The organism is Streptomyces venezuelae ATCC 10712 (assembly GCF_008639165.1).
In the GTDB taxonomy this organism is placed as follows: domain Bacteria; phylum Actinomycetota; class Actinomycetes; order Streptomycetales; family Streptomycetaceae; genus Streptomyces; species Streptomyces venezuelae.
The window spans coordinates 784795-802575 of record NZ_CP029197.1 but is presented as its reverse complement, the minus strand read 5'-3'; the positions used below and the strand labels follow the sequence as shown (position 1 = coordinate 802575).

The 17781-nt window shown below is 74.4% G+C and carries 12 protein-coding genes and 1 pseudogene; 7 read left to right on the top strand and 6 right to left on the bottom strand.

The features are described from left to right. Positions 1-26 precede the first annotated feature (26 nt). Positions 27-2516: pseudogene (locus DEJ43_RS03320) on the top strand (hypothetical protein). On the opposite strand, the gene DEJ43_RS03315 reads toward DEJ43_RS03320, so the two are convergent. From DEJ43_RS03315 to DEJ43_RS03295, 5 genes are all read right to left on the bottom strand, one after another. After that, on the bottom strand, positions 2486-4891 hold the full coding sequence (locus DEJ43_RS03315) for a right-handed parallel beta-helix repeat-containing protein (protein WP_015031890.1): 2406 nt from the start codon (positions 4889-4891) through the stop codon (positions 2486-2488). The pseudogene DEJ43_RS03320 and the gene DEJ43_RS03315 sit on opposite strands and share 31 nt — an antisense overlap. A 192-nt stretch (positions 4892-5083) precedes the next feature. Next, positions 5084-5692 carry an Rv1733c family protein gene (locus DEJ43_RS03310; RefSeq protein ID WP_015031889.1) on the bottom strand — a complete coding sequence of 203 codons (609 nt, stop codon included), beginning with the start codon at positions 5690-5692 and terminating at the stop codon, positions 5084-5086. A gap of 123 nt (positions 5693-5815) precedes the next feature. After that, positions 5816-6640 carry an MOSC domain-containing protein gene (locus tag DEJ43_RS03305; protein WP_015031888.1) on the bottom strand — a complete coding sequence of 275 codons (825 nt, stop codon included), beginning with the start codon at positions 6638-6640 and terminating at the stop codon, positions 5816-5818. Positions 6641-6695: 55 nt separating this feature from the next. Further along, positions 6696-7211, bottom strand: a complete 516-nt coding sequence (locus DEJ43_RS03300) for a DUF6643 family protein (RefSeq protein WP_015031887.1) — start codon at positions 7209-7211, stop codon at positions 6696-6698. Positions 7212-7728: 517 nt separating this feature from the next. Then, positions 7729-8907, bottom strand: a complete 1179-nt coding sequence (locus tag DEJ43_RS03295) for a glycosyltransferase (RefSeq protein ID WP_015031886.1) — start codon at positions 8905-8907, stop codon at positions 7729-7731. 58 nt (positions 8908-8965) lie between these two features. On the opposite strand from DEJ43_RS03295, the gene DEJ43_RS03290 reads away from it, so the two are divergent. From DEJ43_RS03290 to DEJ43_RS03265, 6 genes are all read left to right on the top strand, one after another. Then, on the top strand, positions 8966-9760 hold the full coding sequence (locus DEJ43_RS03290; RefSeq protein ID WP_015031885.1) for a glutamate racemase: 795 nt from the start codon (positions 8966-8968) through the stop codon (positions 9758-9760). A gap of 62 nt (positions 9761-9822) precedes the next feature. Next, positions 9823-10395 (top strand): hypothetical protein, encoded by a 573-nt coding sequence (locus DEJ43_RS03285; protein WP_051025829.1) that lies wholly within the window; start codon positions 9823-9825, stop codon positions 10393-10395. 291 nt (positions 10396-10686) lie between these two features. Beyond that, positions 10687-12369: an apolipoprotein N-acyltransferase gene (lnt, locus tag DEJ43_RS03280; RefSeq protein ID WP_015031883.1), complete on the top strand. Its 1683-nt coding sequence runs from the start codon at positions 10687-10689 to the stop codon at positions 12367-12369. A 68-nt stretch (positions 12370-12437) separates the two neighbouring features. Next, positions 12438-12920, top strand: coding sequence for an NUDIX hydrolase (locus DEJ43_RS03275; protein WP_015031882.1), 483 nt, complete (start codon positions 12438-12440; stop codon positions 12918-12920). Positions 12921-12975: 55 nt separating this feature from the next. After that, positions 12976-13785 (top strand): 3-hydroxybutyrate dehydrogenase, encoded by an 810-nt coding sequence (locus DEJ43_RS03270; RefSeq protein ID WP_015031881.1) that lies wholly within the window; start codon positions 12976-12978, stop codon positions 13783-13785. A gap of 47 nt (positions 13786-13832) precedes the next feature. Beyond that, complete coding sequence (locus DEJ43_RS03265) at positions 13833-15725, top strand: helix-turn-helix domain-containing protein (protein ID WP_041662033.1); 1893 nt, start codon at positions 13833-13835, stop codon at positions 15723-15725. A gap of 81 nt (positions 15726-15806) precedes the next feature. On the opposite strand, the gene DEJ43_RS03260 is transcribed toward DEJ43_RS03265, so the two are convergent. Then, positions 15807-17174: an MFS transporter gene (locus DEJ43_RS03260; protein WP_015031879.1), complete on the bottom strand. Its 1368-nt coding sequence runs from the start codon at positions 17172-17174 to the stop codon at positions 15807-15809. Positions 17175-17781: the final 607 nt, after the last annotated feature.

Genomic DNA, 17781 nt, shown 5'->3' with positions numbered 1-17781 from the left:
TCCCACCCTGAGAGGAAGTCCCCTCAGTGTCCCCTGCCACACCCGCCCCGGAGAGCGGGGGCGCGGCGCTCGAACTCCTCGTTCACGGAGTCGGCGGAGCCACCCCCCAGGACATGCTCGACGACCCCAGGACCGTACGGATCACCGGGGACCGGACCGCCGCCGTACACCGGCGCGCCGAGGACGTCGACGCGGAGGAGCACCCCGAGCGGTACGCGGCGCGCCCGGTCCCGGAGGCGTACGTCTGGTCCAACCTGACCTCCGGCGACGGCGCCCGCGCCCTGTGATTGCTGCTCCTGCCGTTCATGGTGGCCAACCTCGCCCACTGGATGCGCCCGCCCTCCCCGGGCCGGCCGGGGCTCGTCCGCCTCTACGGGGTCCTCGTCCGGCTCGTCGCGCTCACCCTCACCGTGCTGCTCACCGCAGCCGCCTGCGAGGTCGCCCTCGACCTGACCGCCTGGCAGTGCGCGGCCGGCGCCGCCTGCACCGACGACTACTCCTGGCTCGGCTTCCTCTCCCCGGAGCGCGGCGGCTGGTGGTCCGCGCCGGGGCGCCGCCTCGCGCTCGCCGCCGTGGTGCCGACCCTCCTCGTCGGCCTCCTCTGGTACCTGTCGAACCGCACGTGGAGCGCGTACGAGGCCCAGCGCCCGCCCACCGGGTACGACGACCCCACGACGCCGCCCCCGACGGATACGGAACCGGCCGACCCGGGCGAAGCCGACGGGCCGGAAGAGACCCCCGCCCCGGGGGAGGCCGCCGGCCCTCGCGGGCCCGTCGAACCGGTGACCGGCGCCCCCGGTCCCGTCCCCGCCCTCGGGCCGCTCCCGCCGCGACCCGCGCTCGGCCGCCCCGGCTTCTGGTACGGCCGCCGGCTCGTCGCCCGTCTCCGCGCCGCGCACACCGCCGCCGGGTTCCTGACCGTCGCCGCCGCCCTCGCCACGGCCACCGCCCGGCACGACGCCACGGCCCCCGGCCCGCGCGCCGTCCTCGGCTGGGCGCTCCAGGGCGCCGTCGCCGTCCTCGCCCTCCTCGTCGTCTGGGTCGTCTGCCGCCGGGGCCGCAGCGAGCGCCGGCTCGACCTCCGGGTCGAACGCGCCCTCGTCTCCTGGCTGCCCGGCGCCTCCCTCGTCCTGCTCGCGCTGACCGCCCTGCACAGCGGCTGGTCCCGCCCCGGCTGGATCTCCGAGGGGTCACTGCCAGGCAACGTCGCCTTCGGCGCCCTCACCGTCGTCCAGGGCGGCCTCGTCGTCGCCCTCGGCGCGGTCGCCCTGCTCCTCCAGCGACCCGGCCGGGACCCGCGCACCGCGCTGCGCGGACTCGGCGGTCCCGCGGTCGCCATGCTCGCCTGCGCCCTCGCCGGCGTGATGTCCGGCGGCGTCGCCCAGCGGGTCGCCGACTGGCTCGACGGGCCCGCCACCCCCGGCATGGGGGACGGCGGCCCCCGCATCGCGCCGCCCGTGTTGCTCAGCTGGCAGGCATCCGTCATCCCCGTCCTGCTCCTGCTGCTGCTCGCCCCCGCCGCCCTCCTCGCCGTACGGACCCTGCTCGCCACCCGGCGGCTGCGCGCGCGGGTGGAGGCCGACTACGCCGCGGAGGACGAGCGCGACCCGGTCCGCACCGGACAGATCGCGGCCGGCCGGGCCCGGGCCTCGCTCACGGACTCCGCACCCGTCCTCGTCGGCGTCGTCTCCGGAGCCACCCTGCTCCTCGGCGCCGGTTCCGTCGCCGGCGCATGGGCCAGCGGCAACGTCCCGGGACGGGCCTTCGACGGGGCCCACCCGGCGGTCGCCTCCCTGGCGACCGCCACCCAGGCCATCGGCTCCTGGATGATCGGCTTCGGCTTCCTGCTCTTCGTCACCTGGGGCCGCCGCGCCTACCGGGACGCCTCCGCCCGCCGCACCATCGGCATCCTCTGGGACGTCGGCACCTTCTGGCCGCGCGCCGCCCACCCGTTCGCCCCGCCCTGCTACGCCGAACGGGCGGTGCCCGACCTGACCTGGCGGATGAGCTCCTGGACCCGGAGCACCGGCGGCCGTCTCGTCATCTCAGGCCACTCCCAGGGCAGCGTCCTCGCCGCGGCCGCCGTCTGGCAGCTGCCGCCCGCCACCCGCGGCCGGGTCGCGCTCCTCACCTACGGCTCACCCCTGGAGCGGCTCTACGGACGCTGGTTCCCGGCCTACTTCGGACCTGAGGCGCTGCGCGGCCTGAACCGCACCGTCCACTGCTGGACCAATCTGTACCGCGCCACCGACCCCATCGGCGGTCCCGTCCGGGTCCCCGCCGAGGACGGCAGGCCCGCCGTCGACGCGGCGGTGCTGCTGGACCCGGTCGCCTACGGCCGCACCCGCCACCACCCGCTGCCCGAACCGATCCTGGGCCACTCCGACTACCAGGCCGACCCGGCCTTCGCCCGCCGGCGCGGCGCTCTCCTGGACCGCCTCCCGCCCGCCGTACCGCACCAGCGGCAGCCGGACGCCCGGACGGATCAGGGGAGTTCGGGGAGGTCCTCCGGATAGAGCAGGGTCAGGTCGTCCGTGCTCGCCTCGGCGAGCGCGGCGACCCGGCCCGCGTGCCGCTCCACCATCGACTCGAAGGTCTGCCGCGCCGTCCGGCCGTTGCCGAACGCCGGACCCTTCGGCAGCTTCGTGAAGTACGCGAGCAGCGCCTCGGCGGTCCCCGGAGCGAGCCGGTACTCGTGCTCGTCCGCCTGCTGGCCCACGATCCGCAGCAGCTCCTCCGGGTGGTAGTCGCCGAAGGTGATGGTCCGTGAGAAACGGGACGCCACACCGGGGTTGACCGTGAGGAAGCGCTCCATCTCGGCCGTGTAGCCCGCGACGATGACCACCACCGCGTCCCGGTGGTCCTCCATCAGCTTCACCAGGGTGTCGATGGCCTCACGGCCGAAGTCCCGCCCCGAGTCCTCCGGCGACAGCGCGTACGCCTCGTCGACGAACAGCACCCCGCCCCGCGCCCGGTCGAAGGCCTCCTGGGTGCGGATCGCCGTCGACCCGATGTGCTCGCCGACCAGGTCCACCCGGGAGACCTCCACCAGGTGCCCGCGTTCGAGGACGCCGAGCGAGGCCAGGATCTCGCCGTACAGCCGGGCCACCGTCGTCTTGCCCGTGCCCGGGTTGCCCGTGAAGACCAGATGGCGGCGGACCGAGGCCGCCTTCAGCCCCGCCTCCTGACGCCTGCGCCCCACCTCGATCATGTTGGTGAGGGTCCGCACCTCCAGCTTGACGCTCTCGAGACCCACCAGCGCGTCCAGTTCGCCGAGCACGTCCTGCGAGGAGCGGGCGTCGGCCGGCGGGGCGACCACCGCGGGCACGGGAGCCGCAGGGCGCGGCACCGGCACCGTCCCGAGCAGTCCCGCCGACCGGGTGGCCGTCAGGACCGTCCCGCCGTCGGGCACGGAGGAGCGGACCGCGCTCTCGTCGCTCGTGCAGTCCTCGGCGCTCGCGCCTTCCTCCGGGAACTCGTAACCGCCGCGCGCGCACCGCTCCGTACGGCACTTGCGCAGCGTCGTCCGGCAGCCGTCGGTGACGTGGAACCCGTATCCGCCGCTGCCCGTGACCCGGCAGCCGGTGAACGAACCGCGGCCCTCCGCCGACACGTAGAAACCGGCCTCGGCCGGCGAGGTGACCGTGCAGCGGTCGATCGTCGGGTCGGCGCCCTTGGTGACGATCACCCCGGTCTGCACGGAGTCGATGGTGCAGCCGCCGAGCGTGCCGCCGCTGCCGTGGTCGCGGAACCAGGCGCCCGTCGAGGCCTCCCGGATCCGGCAGTCGTCGAGCTGGGCGGTCGCCCCGTCGCTCACCGACACCGCCGTGTTCCGCACCTGGGACAGATCGCTGTCGACCACGTCCACCCGCGAACCCCGGTCGAGGACGAACAGCGCGTCCGGCACGTCGTGCACCCGGCAGGCGTCCAGGACGGCCGTCGCCCCGTCGCTCACCCACACCGCCGGGTAGTCGCCCGTACTGTCGTGGATCTCGCACTGGTTGGCGTCCACCCGGGTCCCCGGGTCCCACACGGACAGGCCGTTGCGCCCGAAGCGGCGGACCGTCGACCGGGTCAGCGTCAGCACCGAACGCGAGCGCAGGTCGACGGCGTTCTCCGGGACGTCGTGGATGTCGCAGTCGTCGAGCGTCAGCACCGCGTCCGTGTCGAGCGTGATGCCGTCGCCCGAGGTCCGGTGCACCGAGGAGTCGGTGAGATGGGCGGTGGCGCGGGCCGCGAGCTGTAGCCCCGCGCCCTTGATCTCGTACACCTCGCAGCCGACGCCCTCCAGCGCGCTGCCCTCGCCGGTCACGGCGATCCCGGCACCGGAGGCGTGGTGCACCCGGCAGCGGTCAAGCCGCGGGTGCGCCCCGCCCCGCACCGAGATCCCCGCCTGCCCGGCGGACACCACCTCGCACTCCTCGAACACCCCGCCCGCGCCGTCGACCACGGCGATGCCGACCCCGGCGGGATTGTCCACGGTGCAGCGGCGGACCGTCGGCCGGGCCGCGCCCCGCACCTCTATCCCGGCCGCCGAGCGGGTCATGATCCGCAGGTCGAGCAGCTCGGGCGTGCCGTCCTCGACGAGCAGGGCGGGCGCGGCGACGTCCTGCCCCTCGATGTGCAGGTCCTGGATGGTGACGGAGGCGCGCAGGGTCAGCGGCACGCCGTCCGGCGGAGCGATCCGCACCGAGCCGATCGCGCCCTCGGGGCCGCGCAGGGTGACGGCCCGCCGCACCACGAGGTTCTCCCGGTAGGTGCCGGGGGCGACGGTGAGCACGTCCCCGTCGCCGGCGGCCTCCAGAGCGGCGGCGAGCGAGGGGTACTCACCCGTGCGGCGCCGCCATCGGGATGTGCCGGTGTGCGTCACCTGGACCGTGCCCTGTGCCATGGGTGTGTCCTGCCCCCGCCTCATGCCTCGCTGCTGATCCGATGCCCCACCGTAGCGCGCGCGGGGCCCCCGGGTTGACGGGTCGTGGACCCGCCCCCGTACGCCCCCGGTGCGGGGCGCCGGGCAGGAGTCACGCCCGGTCGGGGCCGGTCGCGGGCGGTCGCGCTCGGTCGGTCTCGATCGCCCGCCGGCTCAGCTGCCCGTGCCCGTACGGCCCCAGTCGGGGCCCACCGCGGCCCACGCGCGGTCCAGGCGCGCGTACCGCAGCAGGACCAGGCGGCGTACGGCCAGACGGCGGACGGTCTCCACCATGAGCCCGGCGAGGAGCGCGGCCGTGAGGCCGGCCACGATCGCGTGCGCGCGGGCCGTGTCCGGGTGCATGGGCGGCGCCACCGGGTTCCCGTGACGGTCGGTCCACAGCGGGAAGGTGGTGCCCGGGGCGGAGGTCCGGCGGGCCGTCGTCACCGTCGCCGTCCGCACCGTGCCGTCCGGCGCGGTCCACCGCGCCACCACCGAGCGGCGCAGCCGCTCCTCCCCGGTCGCCTCGGCCGTCCGCCCGCCGCCGACGGGCCGGTCCGCGGCCCGCACCACCCGGGCGCTGGTCGGCACGCGCTGCTCCTGCTGGGTGCGGACCGCGCGCTGGAGCGAGCCGTGGGCGGAGGCGCCGGCCGCCCAGCCGGTCAGGGGGACGACGAGACAGAGGAGCGCGAGGGCCGCGAAGGCGACCCAGGCCTCGACGAGATCAGTGGTCCGGCGCAGGGGATTGTGCCGCCAGCGCCAGAGGCCGATGGCTGCGCGCACGTCGGAACCCCCTCGTTGTTCACCGCTCCTTCAACGAGTCTGCCCCGGGGGAGGGTTCCCCGCCCGTCGGGCCGGTGAGGTGTGACGCGATCGCCCGGGGCCGTACGGGACGGGCCGCACCGCTCAGTCCAGGATCTTCACCTCGTCGCCGACCCGGACCGTGCCGGTGTGCTCGGGGACGAGGTTCTGGCCGAAGATGACCCGGCCGTCGCTCTTGCGGTGCCGGGCGAGGGTCCGCAGCGGTTCCTTGCCGCGCTCCGCGCTGGACTGGTCCGTCGTGGTGACGACGCACCGGCCGCAGGGCCGGGCGACCCGGAAGGTGACCTCGCCCACGGCGAGCCGCGTCCAGCCGTCCTCCGCCCACGGCGAGGTCCCCTCGATCACCAGGTTCGGCCGGAACCGGTTCATCGGGAGCGGACCCTCGTGGGCGTGGTCCCCCTGCGCGATCAGGGAGTTGAGGGCGTCGAGCGAGGACGTGGCGGCGACGAGCAGCGGATAGCCGTCCGCGAAGCTCACCGTCTCCCCGGGCAGCGCGTAGTCCGGGTCGATCGGCCGCCGGTGCTCGGGCGCGTCCATGTGGACGAGCCGGAACTCGCCCTCCAGGTACGCCGAGAGCCAGGCCGCGGCCGCGTCGGTGGCCGGGACCGCCTCCACGTGCTTCTCGAAGATCTCGACCGCGACCGTCTCCGAGGGGTGCGGTACCTCGACGGCCAGCGGGGCGTGTCCGGCCGCGGAGAGGGTGATCCCGCCGTCCGGCAGCGGTTCCGCCGTGGCCAACGCCATCCGGGGGTGACGGCGTTGGGTCACGACCTTGCCCGCCGTGTCGACGACGGCCCAGCGGCGGTCGCCGGCCAGCCCCCAGGGCTGGACCTCGGCCTCCGTGCGCGCCAGCGCGCGCATGGCCTTCACCGGGTGGACGTGGACGGAGCGAAGAACGGGAGTCGGCATACGGTCATCCTGCCAGCCGCTCCGGACCCCACGCCGCCCGGTGGGGGAAAGCCGGTCAGTAACCCCCGCCCTGGTAGGGACGGTTGTACGGGTCGTCGTACGGCGTGGGGGCGGGGACCGGCGCGGGGGCGGGCCGGGGCGACGCCGGACGCATGGCCTCGTAGCCCGCGGGCGCCGGGCGGGGCGGCTGCGGGTACTGACCGCCCTGGTAGCCCCGGGGGGCCGCCTGCTGCTGCGGGATGTACGGGGCGGGGGCGTGCTGCAGCGGCACGGGGGCCATCTGCGGCGTGGGCTGCGGGTAGCCGTAGCCGTTGCCGTAGGAGGGCTGCGGGGTGGGCGCCGCCGGGAGGGCGGGCAGTGCCGCGGGGAGCGCCGGCAGGTAGGAACCGCTGGAGGGGAAGCTGCTGCCGGTCGGCTGGAAGCTGCTTCCGGTGTCGTAGGCGGCGGGCACTCGGATCGGGGCGATCTGAGGCGTGCCCCGCTCCGCGACCAGGGAGTCGTAGATCGGGGTGTCCGGGAAGGACGGCGCGGTGTGGTAACCGCCTCCATAGGTGGAGCGGGGGGAGGTCATGGCACATAAGTTAAGCCCACGATGTGCTGGATGGGGAGCCCGATAAGAGGGTTGTTTGACGGGCTTCGTGGAGAAGCGGATCCCCAATCCGAGCGAACGTGGCAAAAACGGGCGGCCCGCCCCGCCAAGATCGTGTAAAAGCCGAGTTCGGAGGGGGTTACCGGCGGGTCCGGAGGATCCGGACGGTCCGGCGCCCCGGGCATGAAGAACACATAAAGAAATGGTGCCGAGAAGGCATGGCGGAAGTGATCATGGGCATGATTGCCCGTCAATCCGAGCCCGCCGGGGGGACGATGGGTACACGCCGAATTGACGGCGCTACTCCCCGTGCAGGGAAAAGCATTTCCGTTAAGGCGACCGGCCGCCGCCCGGCGTCTCCCCGGGCGCGCGCGGCGGTCCTTCACCGGCCCGACGTCGCCTCAGGCCGCGCGGTGGTCGTTCACCGTTCCGACGTCGCCTCAGGCCGCGCGGTGGTCCTTCACCGTTCCCACGTCGCCTCAGGCCGCGCGGTGGTCGTTCACCGTTCCGACGTCGCCTCAGGCCGCGCGTACGTACGGCCCTTCCACGCGGCGCCCCGGCCGCGGTGGTGCCGCACCGCCGAGTCCACCGTCATCAGGAGGTAGAGGAACGCGGTGAACGGCAGCAGCGGAGCGAGCCACAGCGGCTGCCGGTAGTACCGGAGCATCGGCCCGTACGTCCCCGCCATCACCGCCCAGGCCACCCCGCCCGCCCACGCCGCCACCGCGTCCCCGCCCGCGACACCCGCCACCAGCGCCGCCGGCGGCACCAGATAGACCACCGCCAACCCCGCCACCGTCCCCGCCAGCAGCAGCGGACTGTGCCGCAGCTGCGCGTACGCGCTGCGGGCGACCATCCGCCACAACTCACCGAGCCCCGGATACGGGCGCACGCTGTCCACCCGCTCCGCGAGCCCCAGCCAGATCCGCCCGCCCGCCCGCCGCACCGCACGCGCCAGCGACACGTCGTCGATCACCGCCTGCCGGATCACCTCCGGCACCGCCGCCGCCACCGCCGTCTCCGTCCGCAGCAGCACACAGCCACCCGCCGCGGCCGTCGCCAGCGGCCGCCGCCGGTTGATCCAGCGGAACGGATACAACTGGGCGAAGAAGTAGACGAACGCCGGGACGACCAGACGCTCCCAGAAGCTCGCCACCCGCAGCCGGGCCATCTGCGACACCAGGTCCAGCCCGTTCGCCGTCGCCGCCGCCACCAGGAGCCGCAGACTGTCCGGCTCGTGGGCGATGTCCGCGTCCGTCAGGAGCAGGAACTCCGGCTCACGCGCGCGTGCCAGCGCCATGCCGTGCCGCAACGCCCACAACTTGCCCGTCCAGCCCGCCTCCGGCTCACCCGGCGACACCACGGTCAGCGGCAGCCCCCCGTACCGGCCCGCGAGCCCGACGGCGAGCTTCCCCGTCCCGTCCGTACTCCCGTCGTCCACGAGGATCACCTCCGCGACGCCCGGATAGTCCTGCGCGAGCAGTGACGGCAGGCTCAGTGGCAACACCCCGGCCTCGTCCCGGGCCGGGACCACGACCACCACCCGCGGCCAGCGGTCCGGCCCCCCGCGCGGGACCGGCGGCAGCCGCTGGTCCGTACGCCAGAAGAAGCCCTGGCCCAGCAGCAGCCAGGCCCAGACGGCCAGTGAACCGAGGGCGAACCAGGCGAGGGTGCTCATTCGCGGCAGTCTGCCCCAGAACGCCGGGCCCGGAACGCTCATCGGCTAGGGTGACCGGGTGAAGATCGCGCTCATGGACTCCGGAATCGGCCTCCTCCCGGCGGCGGCCGCGGTGCGGCGGCTCCGGCCGGACGCCGATCTCCTCCTCTCCAACGACCCCGACGGCATGCCGTGGGGCCCGCGCACCCCCGAAGACCTCACCGGCCGCGCCCTTGCCGTCGCGCTCGCCGCCGCCGAGCACCGCCCGCAGGCGCTGATCGTGGCCTGCAACACCGCCACCGTGCACGCGCTGCCCGCCATCCGCGCCGCCCTCGAACCGGACATCGCCGTCATCGGCACCGTCCCCGCGATCAAGCCCGCCGCCGCCGGCGGCGGCAAGGTCGCCATCTGGGCCACCCCGGCCACCACCGGCAGCGCCTACCAGCGCGGACTCATCCGCGACTTCGCCGACGGCGCCGAGGTCACCGAGGTGCCCTGCCCCGGGCTCGCCGACGCCGTCGAGCACGCCGACCCCGAGGCCGTGGACCGGGCCGTCGCCGCGGCCGCCGCCCTCACCCCCCGGGACGTCCGCACCGTCGTCCTCGGCTGCACCCACTACGAACTCGTCGAGGAGCGCATCCTGGCCGCCCTCGACGCCCGCGGCCGCGCCGGACTGCCCCCGATCGTCTTCCACGGCTCCGCCGACGCCGTCGCCGCCCAGGCGCTGCGCCGGGTGGGCGCCGAACCGGCCCCCGCCGCGGCCCCCACCGGCACCCTGTCCGTCCTGCTCAGCGGGCGTCCCGGCGCGCTCCCCGCCACCGCCCTCGGCTACGCCGAAGGCCGGCTCCTCGGGGCGGCCGCGCCCGCTCACTGAGCGTGCCCGGACGGACGCGCTCCGCCGCGCTGTCCCGGCGGAACCTGGGTACCCTTCCCGATATGAGGGAGCGTGCCCGGAACCTGCGTACCGACGAGCGGATGCCCGCCGTGTGGACCGGCCGCGCCACGAACCGCTTCCAGTGGGTCGCGGCGGTGGCCGGTGCCGCCTGCATGGCCCTGGGCATCACCATCGCCGTCGAGTCCGCCTGGACCTCCGGCATCCTGGCCCTCCTGATGGCCGTGATCGGCTGCGTCGCCGCCGGGCTGCTCGTGCTCTTCGGCACACTCGCCTTCGTCCACGTGGCCGTACGGGTCGACGACAGCGCCATGGAGGTCCGCTGCGGCCACATCGGCGTGCCGCGCCGCCGCATCCTCCTCGCCCAGGTCGTCGGCGCCGACTTCGAGCCGAGCGTCACCCCGCGGCACTGGGGCGGCTGGGGCTACCGCTGGCGCCCCGAGAAGGGCACGGCCGTCGTCGTCCGGCGCGGCGAGGGCCTGATCCTGCGCCTGGGCGACGGACGCACGTTCACGGTCACCGTCGACGACGCGGAGTCCGCGGTCCGCGTCATCCGCGACCACCTCCGCGACATCACCCCACCGACCCCGCCGGCGCCGACGGGCCGGGCGGTCTGATCACCGGCGCGGCGTCCGATCACGGGCCGCGCGGTCTGATCCCCGGCGCGCGGCGTCCGGTCACCGGCCGGGCGGTCTGATCCCCGGCGCGCGGCGTCCGATCACCGGCCGGGCGGTCCGGTCACCGGCGCGACAGCCGATCACCGGCCGCCGCCGCGTCCGGCCGCCGCCGCGGTCCGGTCACCGGAGGGCCGGGCCGGTCGCCCGGCGGCGTCCGGGCAGGTCATCCCCGCCGCCCTCACCGGCCCACCTCCCTCCTGGTCGACAGGAACGACCCGTAGACTCCGCAAGGTGAGCGCCACCATCACCCCCGTCGACGCGTCCGGCCCCGACACCGCACCCCCGCCGGGTCTCCGGCTGCGCCGGTTCGTGCGCCCCGGGGCGGCCCTGCTGTCCGGGTTCCTGCTCTACCTGAGCTTCCCGCCGCGTCCCCTCTGGTGGCTCGCGCTGCCCGCCTTCGCCCTGCTCGGCTGGACCCTGAGGGGCCGTCGCCCGCGCGCCGGTTTCGGCCTCGGCTACCTCGCCGGGCTCGGCTTCCTGCTGCCGCTGCTCGTCTGGACCGGCGAGGAGGTCGGCGCCGTGCCCTGGCTGGCGCTCGCCGCCGTCGAGGCGCTCTTCGTGGCCGCCGCGGGCCTCGGCATCGCGGCCGTCTCCCGGCTCCCGTGGTGGCCCGTGTTCGCCGCCGGGGTGTGGATCCTCGCGGAGGCGGCACGCGCGCGTGTCCCCTTCGGCGGCTTCCCCTGGGGCAAGATCGCCTTCGGGCAGGCGGACGGGATCTTCCTGCCGCTCGCCGCCGTGGGCGGCACCCCGGTGCTCGGCTTCGCCGTCGCCCTCTGCGGCTTCGGCCTGTACGAGACGTACCGGCAGATTCAGCTCCGCCGGGCCGCCCGTACCTCTCCGTCCGAGGACACAGTGGACACCGACACCGACACCGACACCGACGCGGGCACGGTCGCCGTCGGCACGCGCCCGCGCCCGCACCCGCGCGGACCGCTCGTCGCGGCCGCGCTCGCCGTGCTCGTCCCGGTCACCGGCGCCCTCGCGGCACTGCCCCTCGTCGACGATGCGGCCGAGGACGGCACCGCCACCGTCGCCGCCGTCCAGGGCAACGTGCCCCGCCTCGGGCTCGACTTCAACTCCCAGCGCCGCGCCGTCCTGGACAACCACGCCGCCCGCACCCGCGAACTCGCAGAGGACGTCAAGGCGGGCCGCGAGCCGCAGCCCGACTTCGTGCTGTGGCCGGAGAACTCCTCCGACATCGACCCGTACGCGAACGCCGACGCGGCCGACGTCATCGACGGCGCCGTCCGGGCGATCGGCGTCCCGACCGTGATCGGCGCGGTCGTCGCCCCCGAGACGGGCAAGCTCCGCAACACCCTCATCGAGTGGGACCCGCGGAAGGGCCCGGTCGCGACCTACGACAAGCGGCACGTCCAGCCCTTCGGCGAGTACATCCCGATGCGGTCCTTCGTCCGCCTCTTCAACAGCAACGTCGACCGGGTGAGCCGCGACTTCGGCGCCGGCACCAAGGTGGGCGTCTTCGACCTCGCGGGCACCAAGGTCGGCCTCGCCACCTGCTACGAGGCCGCGTTCGACTGGGCGGTGCGCGACACCGTCACCCACGGCGCCCAGCTCATCACCGTCCCCAGCAACAACGCCACCTTCGGCCGCAGCGAGATGACCTACCAGCAGCTCGCGATGTCCCGGGTGCGGGCCGTCGAGCACAGCCGGTCGGTGGTCGTGCCCGTCACCAGCGGCGTCAGCGCCGTCATCCGCCCCGACGGCGAGATCGTCGCGGAGACGAAGATGTTCACCCCGGACGTGCTGGTCGAGAAGGTGCCGCTGCGTTCCTCGCTGACCCCGGCGACCCGGATGGGCACCCTGCCGGAGGCCCTGCTCGTGGCGCTCGCGGCGGCCGGTCTCGGCTGGTCCGCCCTCCGTTCCGTACGGGCCCGGCGCGCGCGGACCGAGTGAGCCGGGCGCTCCGGCAGGGGCGCGGGGCCGCCGGGGCGCGATCACGCCGGTGATCTAGGGTCGAACGCATGGCTACCCCTGACTTCATCCGGGCCCTGCGCGAGACAGCCGGCCACCAGCTCCTCTTCCTGCCCGGGGTGAGCGCGGTCGTCCTCGACGACCGGGGCCGGGTGCTGCTCGGCCGGCGCGCCGACAACGGACTCTGGTCGGTCATCGGCGGCATCGTCGAGCCCGGTGAGCAGCCCGCCGACTGCGCGGTCCGTGAGGTGTACGAGGAGACCGCGGTGCGCTGCGAGGTCGAGCGGGTGGTGCTCGTCGAGACCCTGCGCAAGCCCGTGGTGTACCCCAACGGGGACCGGTGCCAGTTCATGGACGTGTCGTTCCGCTGCCGCGCGGTGGGCGGCGAGGCGCGGGTCAACGACGACGAGTCCACCGAGGTCGGCTGGTTCGACGTGGACGACCTGCCGGAGATGAAGCGCTTCGCGTACCTGAGGATCGAGAAGGCGCTGGCCGATGAACCCACATGGTTCCGCACCACAGCAACCAGCTGAACTGTGGGTCCGGCACACATCGGTGGGGGAGGGGCCCGTTCATAGGGTGCGGAGCATGAGCGCCCTAGATCTCGTCTCCGCCGCACCCCGGCCCAGCGCCGTCGTCCTCGACCTCACCGGCCGCACCGCGCTCGTCACCGGCGCGGCCGGCGGCATCGGGCGCGCCTGCGCGCTGCGGCTCGCCGCCGCGGGGGCCCGGGTCAGAGCCGTCGACCGGGCCGCCGAGGGACTGGAGACGCTGACGGCACAGGCCGAGGGGCTCCCCGGCAGCCTCGAACCCCGGCTCCTCGACCTCACCGACCTGGACGCCGCGGAGGCTGCCGCGGCCGGCGCCGACATCCTGGTCAACAACGCCGGGATCCAGCTCGTCCGTCCCATCGAGGAGTTCCCGCCGGACGTCTTCCACACCGTGCTCACGGTGATGCTGGAGGCGCCCTTCCGTCTGATCCGGGGCGCCCTGCCGCACATGTACGCGCAGGGCTGGGGCCGGATCGTCAACCTCTCCTCCGTCCACGGACTGCGCGCCTCCGCGTTCAAGTCCGCGTATGTGGCCGCCAAACACGGTCTTGAGGGCCTCTCCAAGACCGCCGCCCTCGAAGGCGCCCCGCACGGCGTCACCTCGAACTGCGTCAACCCCGGCTACGTCCGCACCCCGCTCGTCGAACGCCAGATCGCCGACCAGGCCGCCGCGCACGGCATCCCGCCGGAGCGCGTCCTGTCCGAGGTGCTCCTGAAGGACTCGGCGCTCAAGCGGCTCATCGAACCCGACGAGGTCGCCGAGGCCGTGCTCTACCTCTGCACCTCCCAGGCCTCCTTCATCACCGGCACCTCCCTCACCCTCGACGGCGGCTGGACGGCCCACTGATCCACAGGGGTGGTGCAACCACACCTTCGGCAGGTATCCCTGTGTCCATGTCCCACGAACACGTCTCCTACCTCGAACTCCTCGCCCGGGGAGCCGCGACGGAGGCCTACGACCGGCCCGTGTTGCTCGCCCGTGCGAGCGGCGCGGGCCCCGAGGCGCTGGCCGAGCTCGAAGAGGCCAAGCAGCTGGCCCTCAGGGTCCGGGCCGAGCTGGAGGGACGGCGGCGCCGCGAGGCGGAACTGTCCGCGCTCTTCGCCACCGCGCACGACCTCGCGGGACTCCGGGACCTCGACGCGGTGCTGCGCGCCATCGTCCAGCGCGCCCGATCGCTGCTCGGCACCGAGTGCGCGTACCTCAGCCTCAACGACCCGGCCGCGGGAGACACGTACATGCGGGTCACCGAGGGCTCGGTCTCCGCCCGCTTCCAGCAGCTCAGGCTCGGCATGGGGGAGGGCCTCGGCGGCCTCGTGGCCCAGACGGCCCGCCCGTACGTCACCGACGACTACTTCGACGACGCCCGCTTCCAGCACACCCGCACCATCGACACGGCCGTACGCGACGAGGGCCTCGTCGCCATCCTCGGCGTGCCGCTCACCCTCGGCAGCCAGGTCATCGGAGTGCTGTTCGCCGCCGACCGCAGGGCCAGGGTCTTCGAGCGCGAACAGGTCGCACTGCTCGGCTCCTTCGCCGCGCACGCCGCCGTCGCCATCGACACCGCCAACCTCCTCGCCGAGACCCGCTCCGCCCTCGCCGAACTGGAGCGCGCCAACGACATCATCCGTGAGCACAGCGGCGTCATCGAACGCGCCTCGGAGGTCCACGACCGGCTCTCCGAGCTCGTCCTGCACGGCGGCGGCGTCCACGACGTGGCCCGCGCCGTCTCCGAAGTCCTCGGCGGCACCGTCGAGTTCACCGAGGAGGGCGCCGGGACCTCCCGCGGCACCGGCGGCCACGCGGTCCGCGAGGGCGACGACTGGGTCGCCGCGGTCTCCGCGGGCGGCGAGGCCCTCGGCGCCCTCGTGCTCCACGGCCAGCCCGACCTCGACCCGGTCGACCAGCGGACCCTGGAGCGGGCCGCCCTGGTCACCTCCCTCCTCCTGCTCGCCCGCCGATCCGCGGGCGAGGCCGAGCAGCGGGTACGGGGCGAGCTCCTCGACGACCTCCTCGACGCCCCCGACCGGGACCGGCGGCTGCTCCGCGAGCGCGCCGCCCGGCTCCGTACCGACAGCGAAGCCCCGCACGTGGTGCTCGCCGCGCGGATCGACCGGGCCGGCGGCGCGGCCGACCCCGACGCCGGCGGGCGCGAGAGCGCCGACCGCCAGCGCCTCTGGTCGGCGGCCTCCCATCTGGCCGCCACCCGCCACGGACTCGCCTCCGCACGCGACGGCGGAACGGTCCTGCTGCTTCCGCTCGGCCCCGGGGAGAGCGCCGCCGACCTCGCCCGGCAGACCGCCCGCGGCCTCGGCGGCACCCTCCGCGAGCCGGTCACCGTCGGCGCCTCCGCTCCCGTACGCGCCCCCCTGGACCACCCGGACCAGGTGGCCGTGGCGTACCAGGAGGCACGCCGCTGCCTCGACGCCCTCCGGCTGCTGCACCGCTCGGGCCAGGGCGCCGCCGCCGAGGACCTCGGCTTCCTCGGCCTGCTGCTCGCCGACGGCCGCGACATCGACGGCTTCGTCGACCGGACCGTGGGCCAGGTCGTCGCGTACGACCGGCGCAGGGGCACGGACCTGGTCCGCACCCTGGACGCCTACTTCGCGAGCGGCATGAGCCCGGCCCGTACCAAGGACGAACTCCACGTCCACGTCAACACGGTGGCCCAGCGCCTGGAGCGGGTCGGCCGGCTCCTCGGCCCCGACTGGCAGTCCCCGGCCCGCGCCCTGGAGATCCAGCTGGCACTGCGCCTGCACGCCCTGTCGGACGCGGTCACCCGCGGCTGACGCGCCCGTGACACGCCGAAAGCCCGGTGCCCCGCTCGCTCACGAGCGGGGCACCGGGCTTTCGCGGTGACGTCCTCGGTCTCAGGCGCCGGCGCCGACCTTGGCGTCCGGCGACGTCCGCTCCTCGACGTCCCCGAGGTCACTGTCGCGGGTCTCGCGGGCGCAGGCGATGGCGACGACGGTCAGCAGTGCGGCGGCGATCACGTACAGGGCGATCGGCGTCGAGTCGCCGTAGTCGGCGAGCAGCGCGGTCGCGATGAGCGGCGCGGGCGCACCGGCGGCCACGGAGGAGAACTGGGCGCCGATGGAGGCACCGGAGTAGCGCATCCGGGTCGCGAACATCTCGGAGAAGAACGCGGCCTGCGGCGCGTACATCGCCCCGTGCAGCACCAGGCCGACGGTCACGGCGAGCAGCAGGGAACCGAAGGTGCCCCGGTCGATGAGCAGGAAGAAGGGGAACATCCAGGCGCCGACACCGACCGCGCCGATCAGGTAGACCGGACGGCGGCCGAGGCGGTCCGACAGCGCGCCCCAGAGCGGGATCACGGCGAAGTGGACGGCGGAACCGATGAGGACGGCGTTGAGCGCGGTCTGCTTGGAGAGTCCGACCTCGGTCGTCGCGTAGACGAGGATGAACGCGGTGATCACGTAGTACGAGATGTTCTCCGCCATCCGCGCGCCCATCGCGACGAGCACGTCCCGCCAGTGGTGCCGCAACACCGCGACCAGCGGCATCTTCTCGACCTGCGCGCCGGCCGCCTTGCGCTCCTCGGCGGCCGCGAGGGCCGCCTTGAAGACGGGCGACTCGTCGACGGAGAGCCGGATCCACAGGCCGACGATCACGAGCACACCGGAGAGCAGGAAGGGAACGCGCCAGCCCCAGGAGGCGAAGGATGCGTCCGACAGCAGCGCGGTCAGCGCCGACAGGACACCGGTCGCGAGCAGTTGGCCGGCGGGCGCGCCGGTCTGCGGCCACGAGGCCCAGAACCCGCGCCGCTTGGCGTCCCCGTGCTCCGACACCAGCAGGACGGCCCCGCCCCACTCACCGCCGAGCGCGAAGCCCTGCACGAGCCGCAGCACGGTCAGCAGCACCGGAGCCGCGGATCCGACGGTCGCGTGCGTAGGCAGCAGCCCGATGGCGAAGGTGGCCCCACCCATCAGCAGCAGGCTCAGCACCAGCAGCTTCTTCCGCCCGAGCCGGTCCCCGTAGTGCCCGAACACCAGCGCCCCGAGCGGCCGGGCGGCGAACCCGACCGCGTACGTCAGGAAGGACAACAGGGTCCCGACGAGCGGATCGGACTCGGGGAAGAACAGCTTGTTGAACACGAGCGCGGCGGCGGACCCGTACAGGAAGAAGTCGTACCACTCGATGGTGGTCCCGATGAGACTGGCGGCGACGATCCGCTTGAGCGAACCGGGTGGCGTCGGGGAGGGAGTTGCGGCGGCCATGTGCACCACTTCCAGGCAGGTACGGGGACGATTCGGTGTCGCCACACCGTAGGAAGCGGCAGGTCAGCGGCGTATGTGGTGGGACACCATAGTTCGGGGGTGCCGTGTGCGCCCAGCCTCCATGGCCTGCTGCTGTGACGGTGCCGAAGGCCCGCGAGGGGCGGGGAGAGGGGCTGCCCGTGGGACGGTCTGCCGTCCGCGGAGGCGGCTTAAGTCGGACGATTACCCGAGCAGCTGCGCACATTGAGGAGTGGGGCGCGGGGGCACGCGTCGGCGCCCTCCTGGGGCGGTTGCTTTTCAGCGGGCCCGAACTGGAGCTGACGCCTGGTGGATCCGCTTGGTGGAACTTCGTGGCCCGCGCGGACGAGGAGTTCCGCCAGGCGTACGAGGACTGGGTGACCGGCTCACGCTGCGGCGAGGTGAAAAGGTACGCCGGAGGCCGGCTGGACGCGCCGGAGATCCCGGAGACTCGGCCGAAGGCGTGCGGGCGGGTGTGCTGACCTGGGTTTTTCTTCTGCGTCGATTCAATGCGAGGGACGCTTGGCTGTCGTCGTGCCTGCGGGTGGATTTGTCGATGAGAACGAACAGCAGATGTTCATCACTTCGG

Excerpts from the sequence above, each read along its gene's own strand:
- DEJ43_RS03315 (WP_015031890.1), bottom strand. The coding sequence starts at position 4,891 with ATGGCACAGGGCACGGTCCAGGTGACGCACACCGGCACATCCCGATGG.
- DEJ43_RS03305 (WP_015031888.1), bottom strand. The coding sequence starts at position 6,640 with ATGCCGACTCCCGTTCTTCGCTCCGTCCACGTCCACCCGGTGAAGGCC.
- DEJ43_RS03300 (WP_015031887.1), bottom strand. The coding sequence starts at position 7,211 with ATGACCTCCCCCCGCTCCACCTATGGAGGCGGTTACCACACCGCGCCG.
- DEJ43_RS03295 (WP_015031886.1), bottom strand. The coding sequence starts at position 8,907 with ATGAGCACCCTCGCCTGGTTCGCCCTCGGTTCACTGGCCGTCTGGGCC.
- DEJ43_RS03285 (WP_051025829.1), top strand. The coding sequence starts at position 9,823 with ATGAGGGAGCGTGCCCGGAACCTGCGTACCGACGAGCGGATGCCCGCC.
- DEJ43_RS03275 (WP_015031882.1), top strand. The coding sequence starts at position 12,438 with ATGGCTACCCCTGACTTCATCCGGGCCCTGCGCGAGACAGCCGGCCAC.
- DEJ43_RS03270 (WP_015031881.1), top strand. The coding sequence starts at position 12,976 with ATGAGCGCCCTAGATCTCGTCTCCGCCGCACCCCGGCCCAGCGCCGTC.
- DEJ43_RS03265 (WP_041662033.1), top strand. The coding sequence starts at position 13,833 with ATGTCCCACGAACACGTCTCCTACCTCGAACTCCTCGCCCGGGGAGCC.
- DEJ43_RS03260 (WP_015031879.1), bottom strand. The coding sequence starts at position 17,174 with ATGGCCGCCGCAACTCCCTCCCCGACGCCACCCGGTTCGCTCAAGCGG.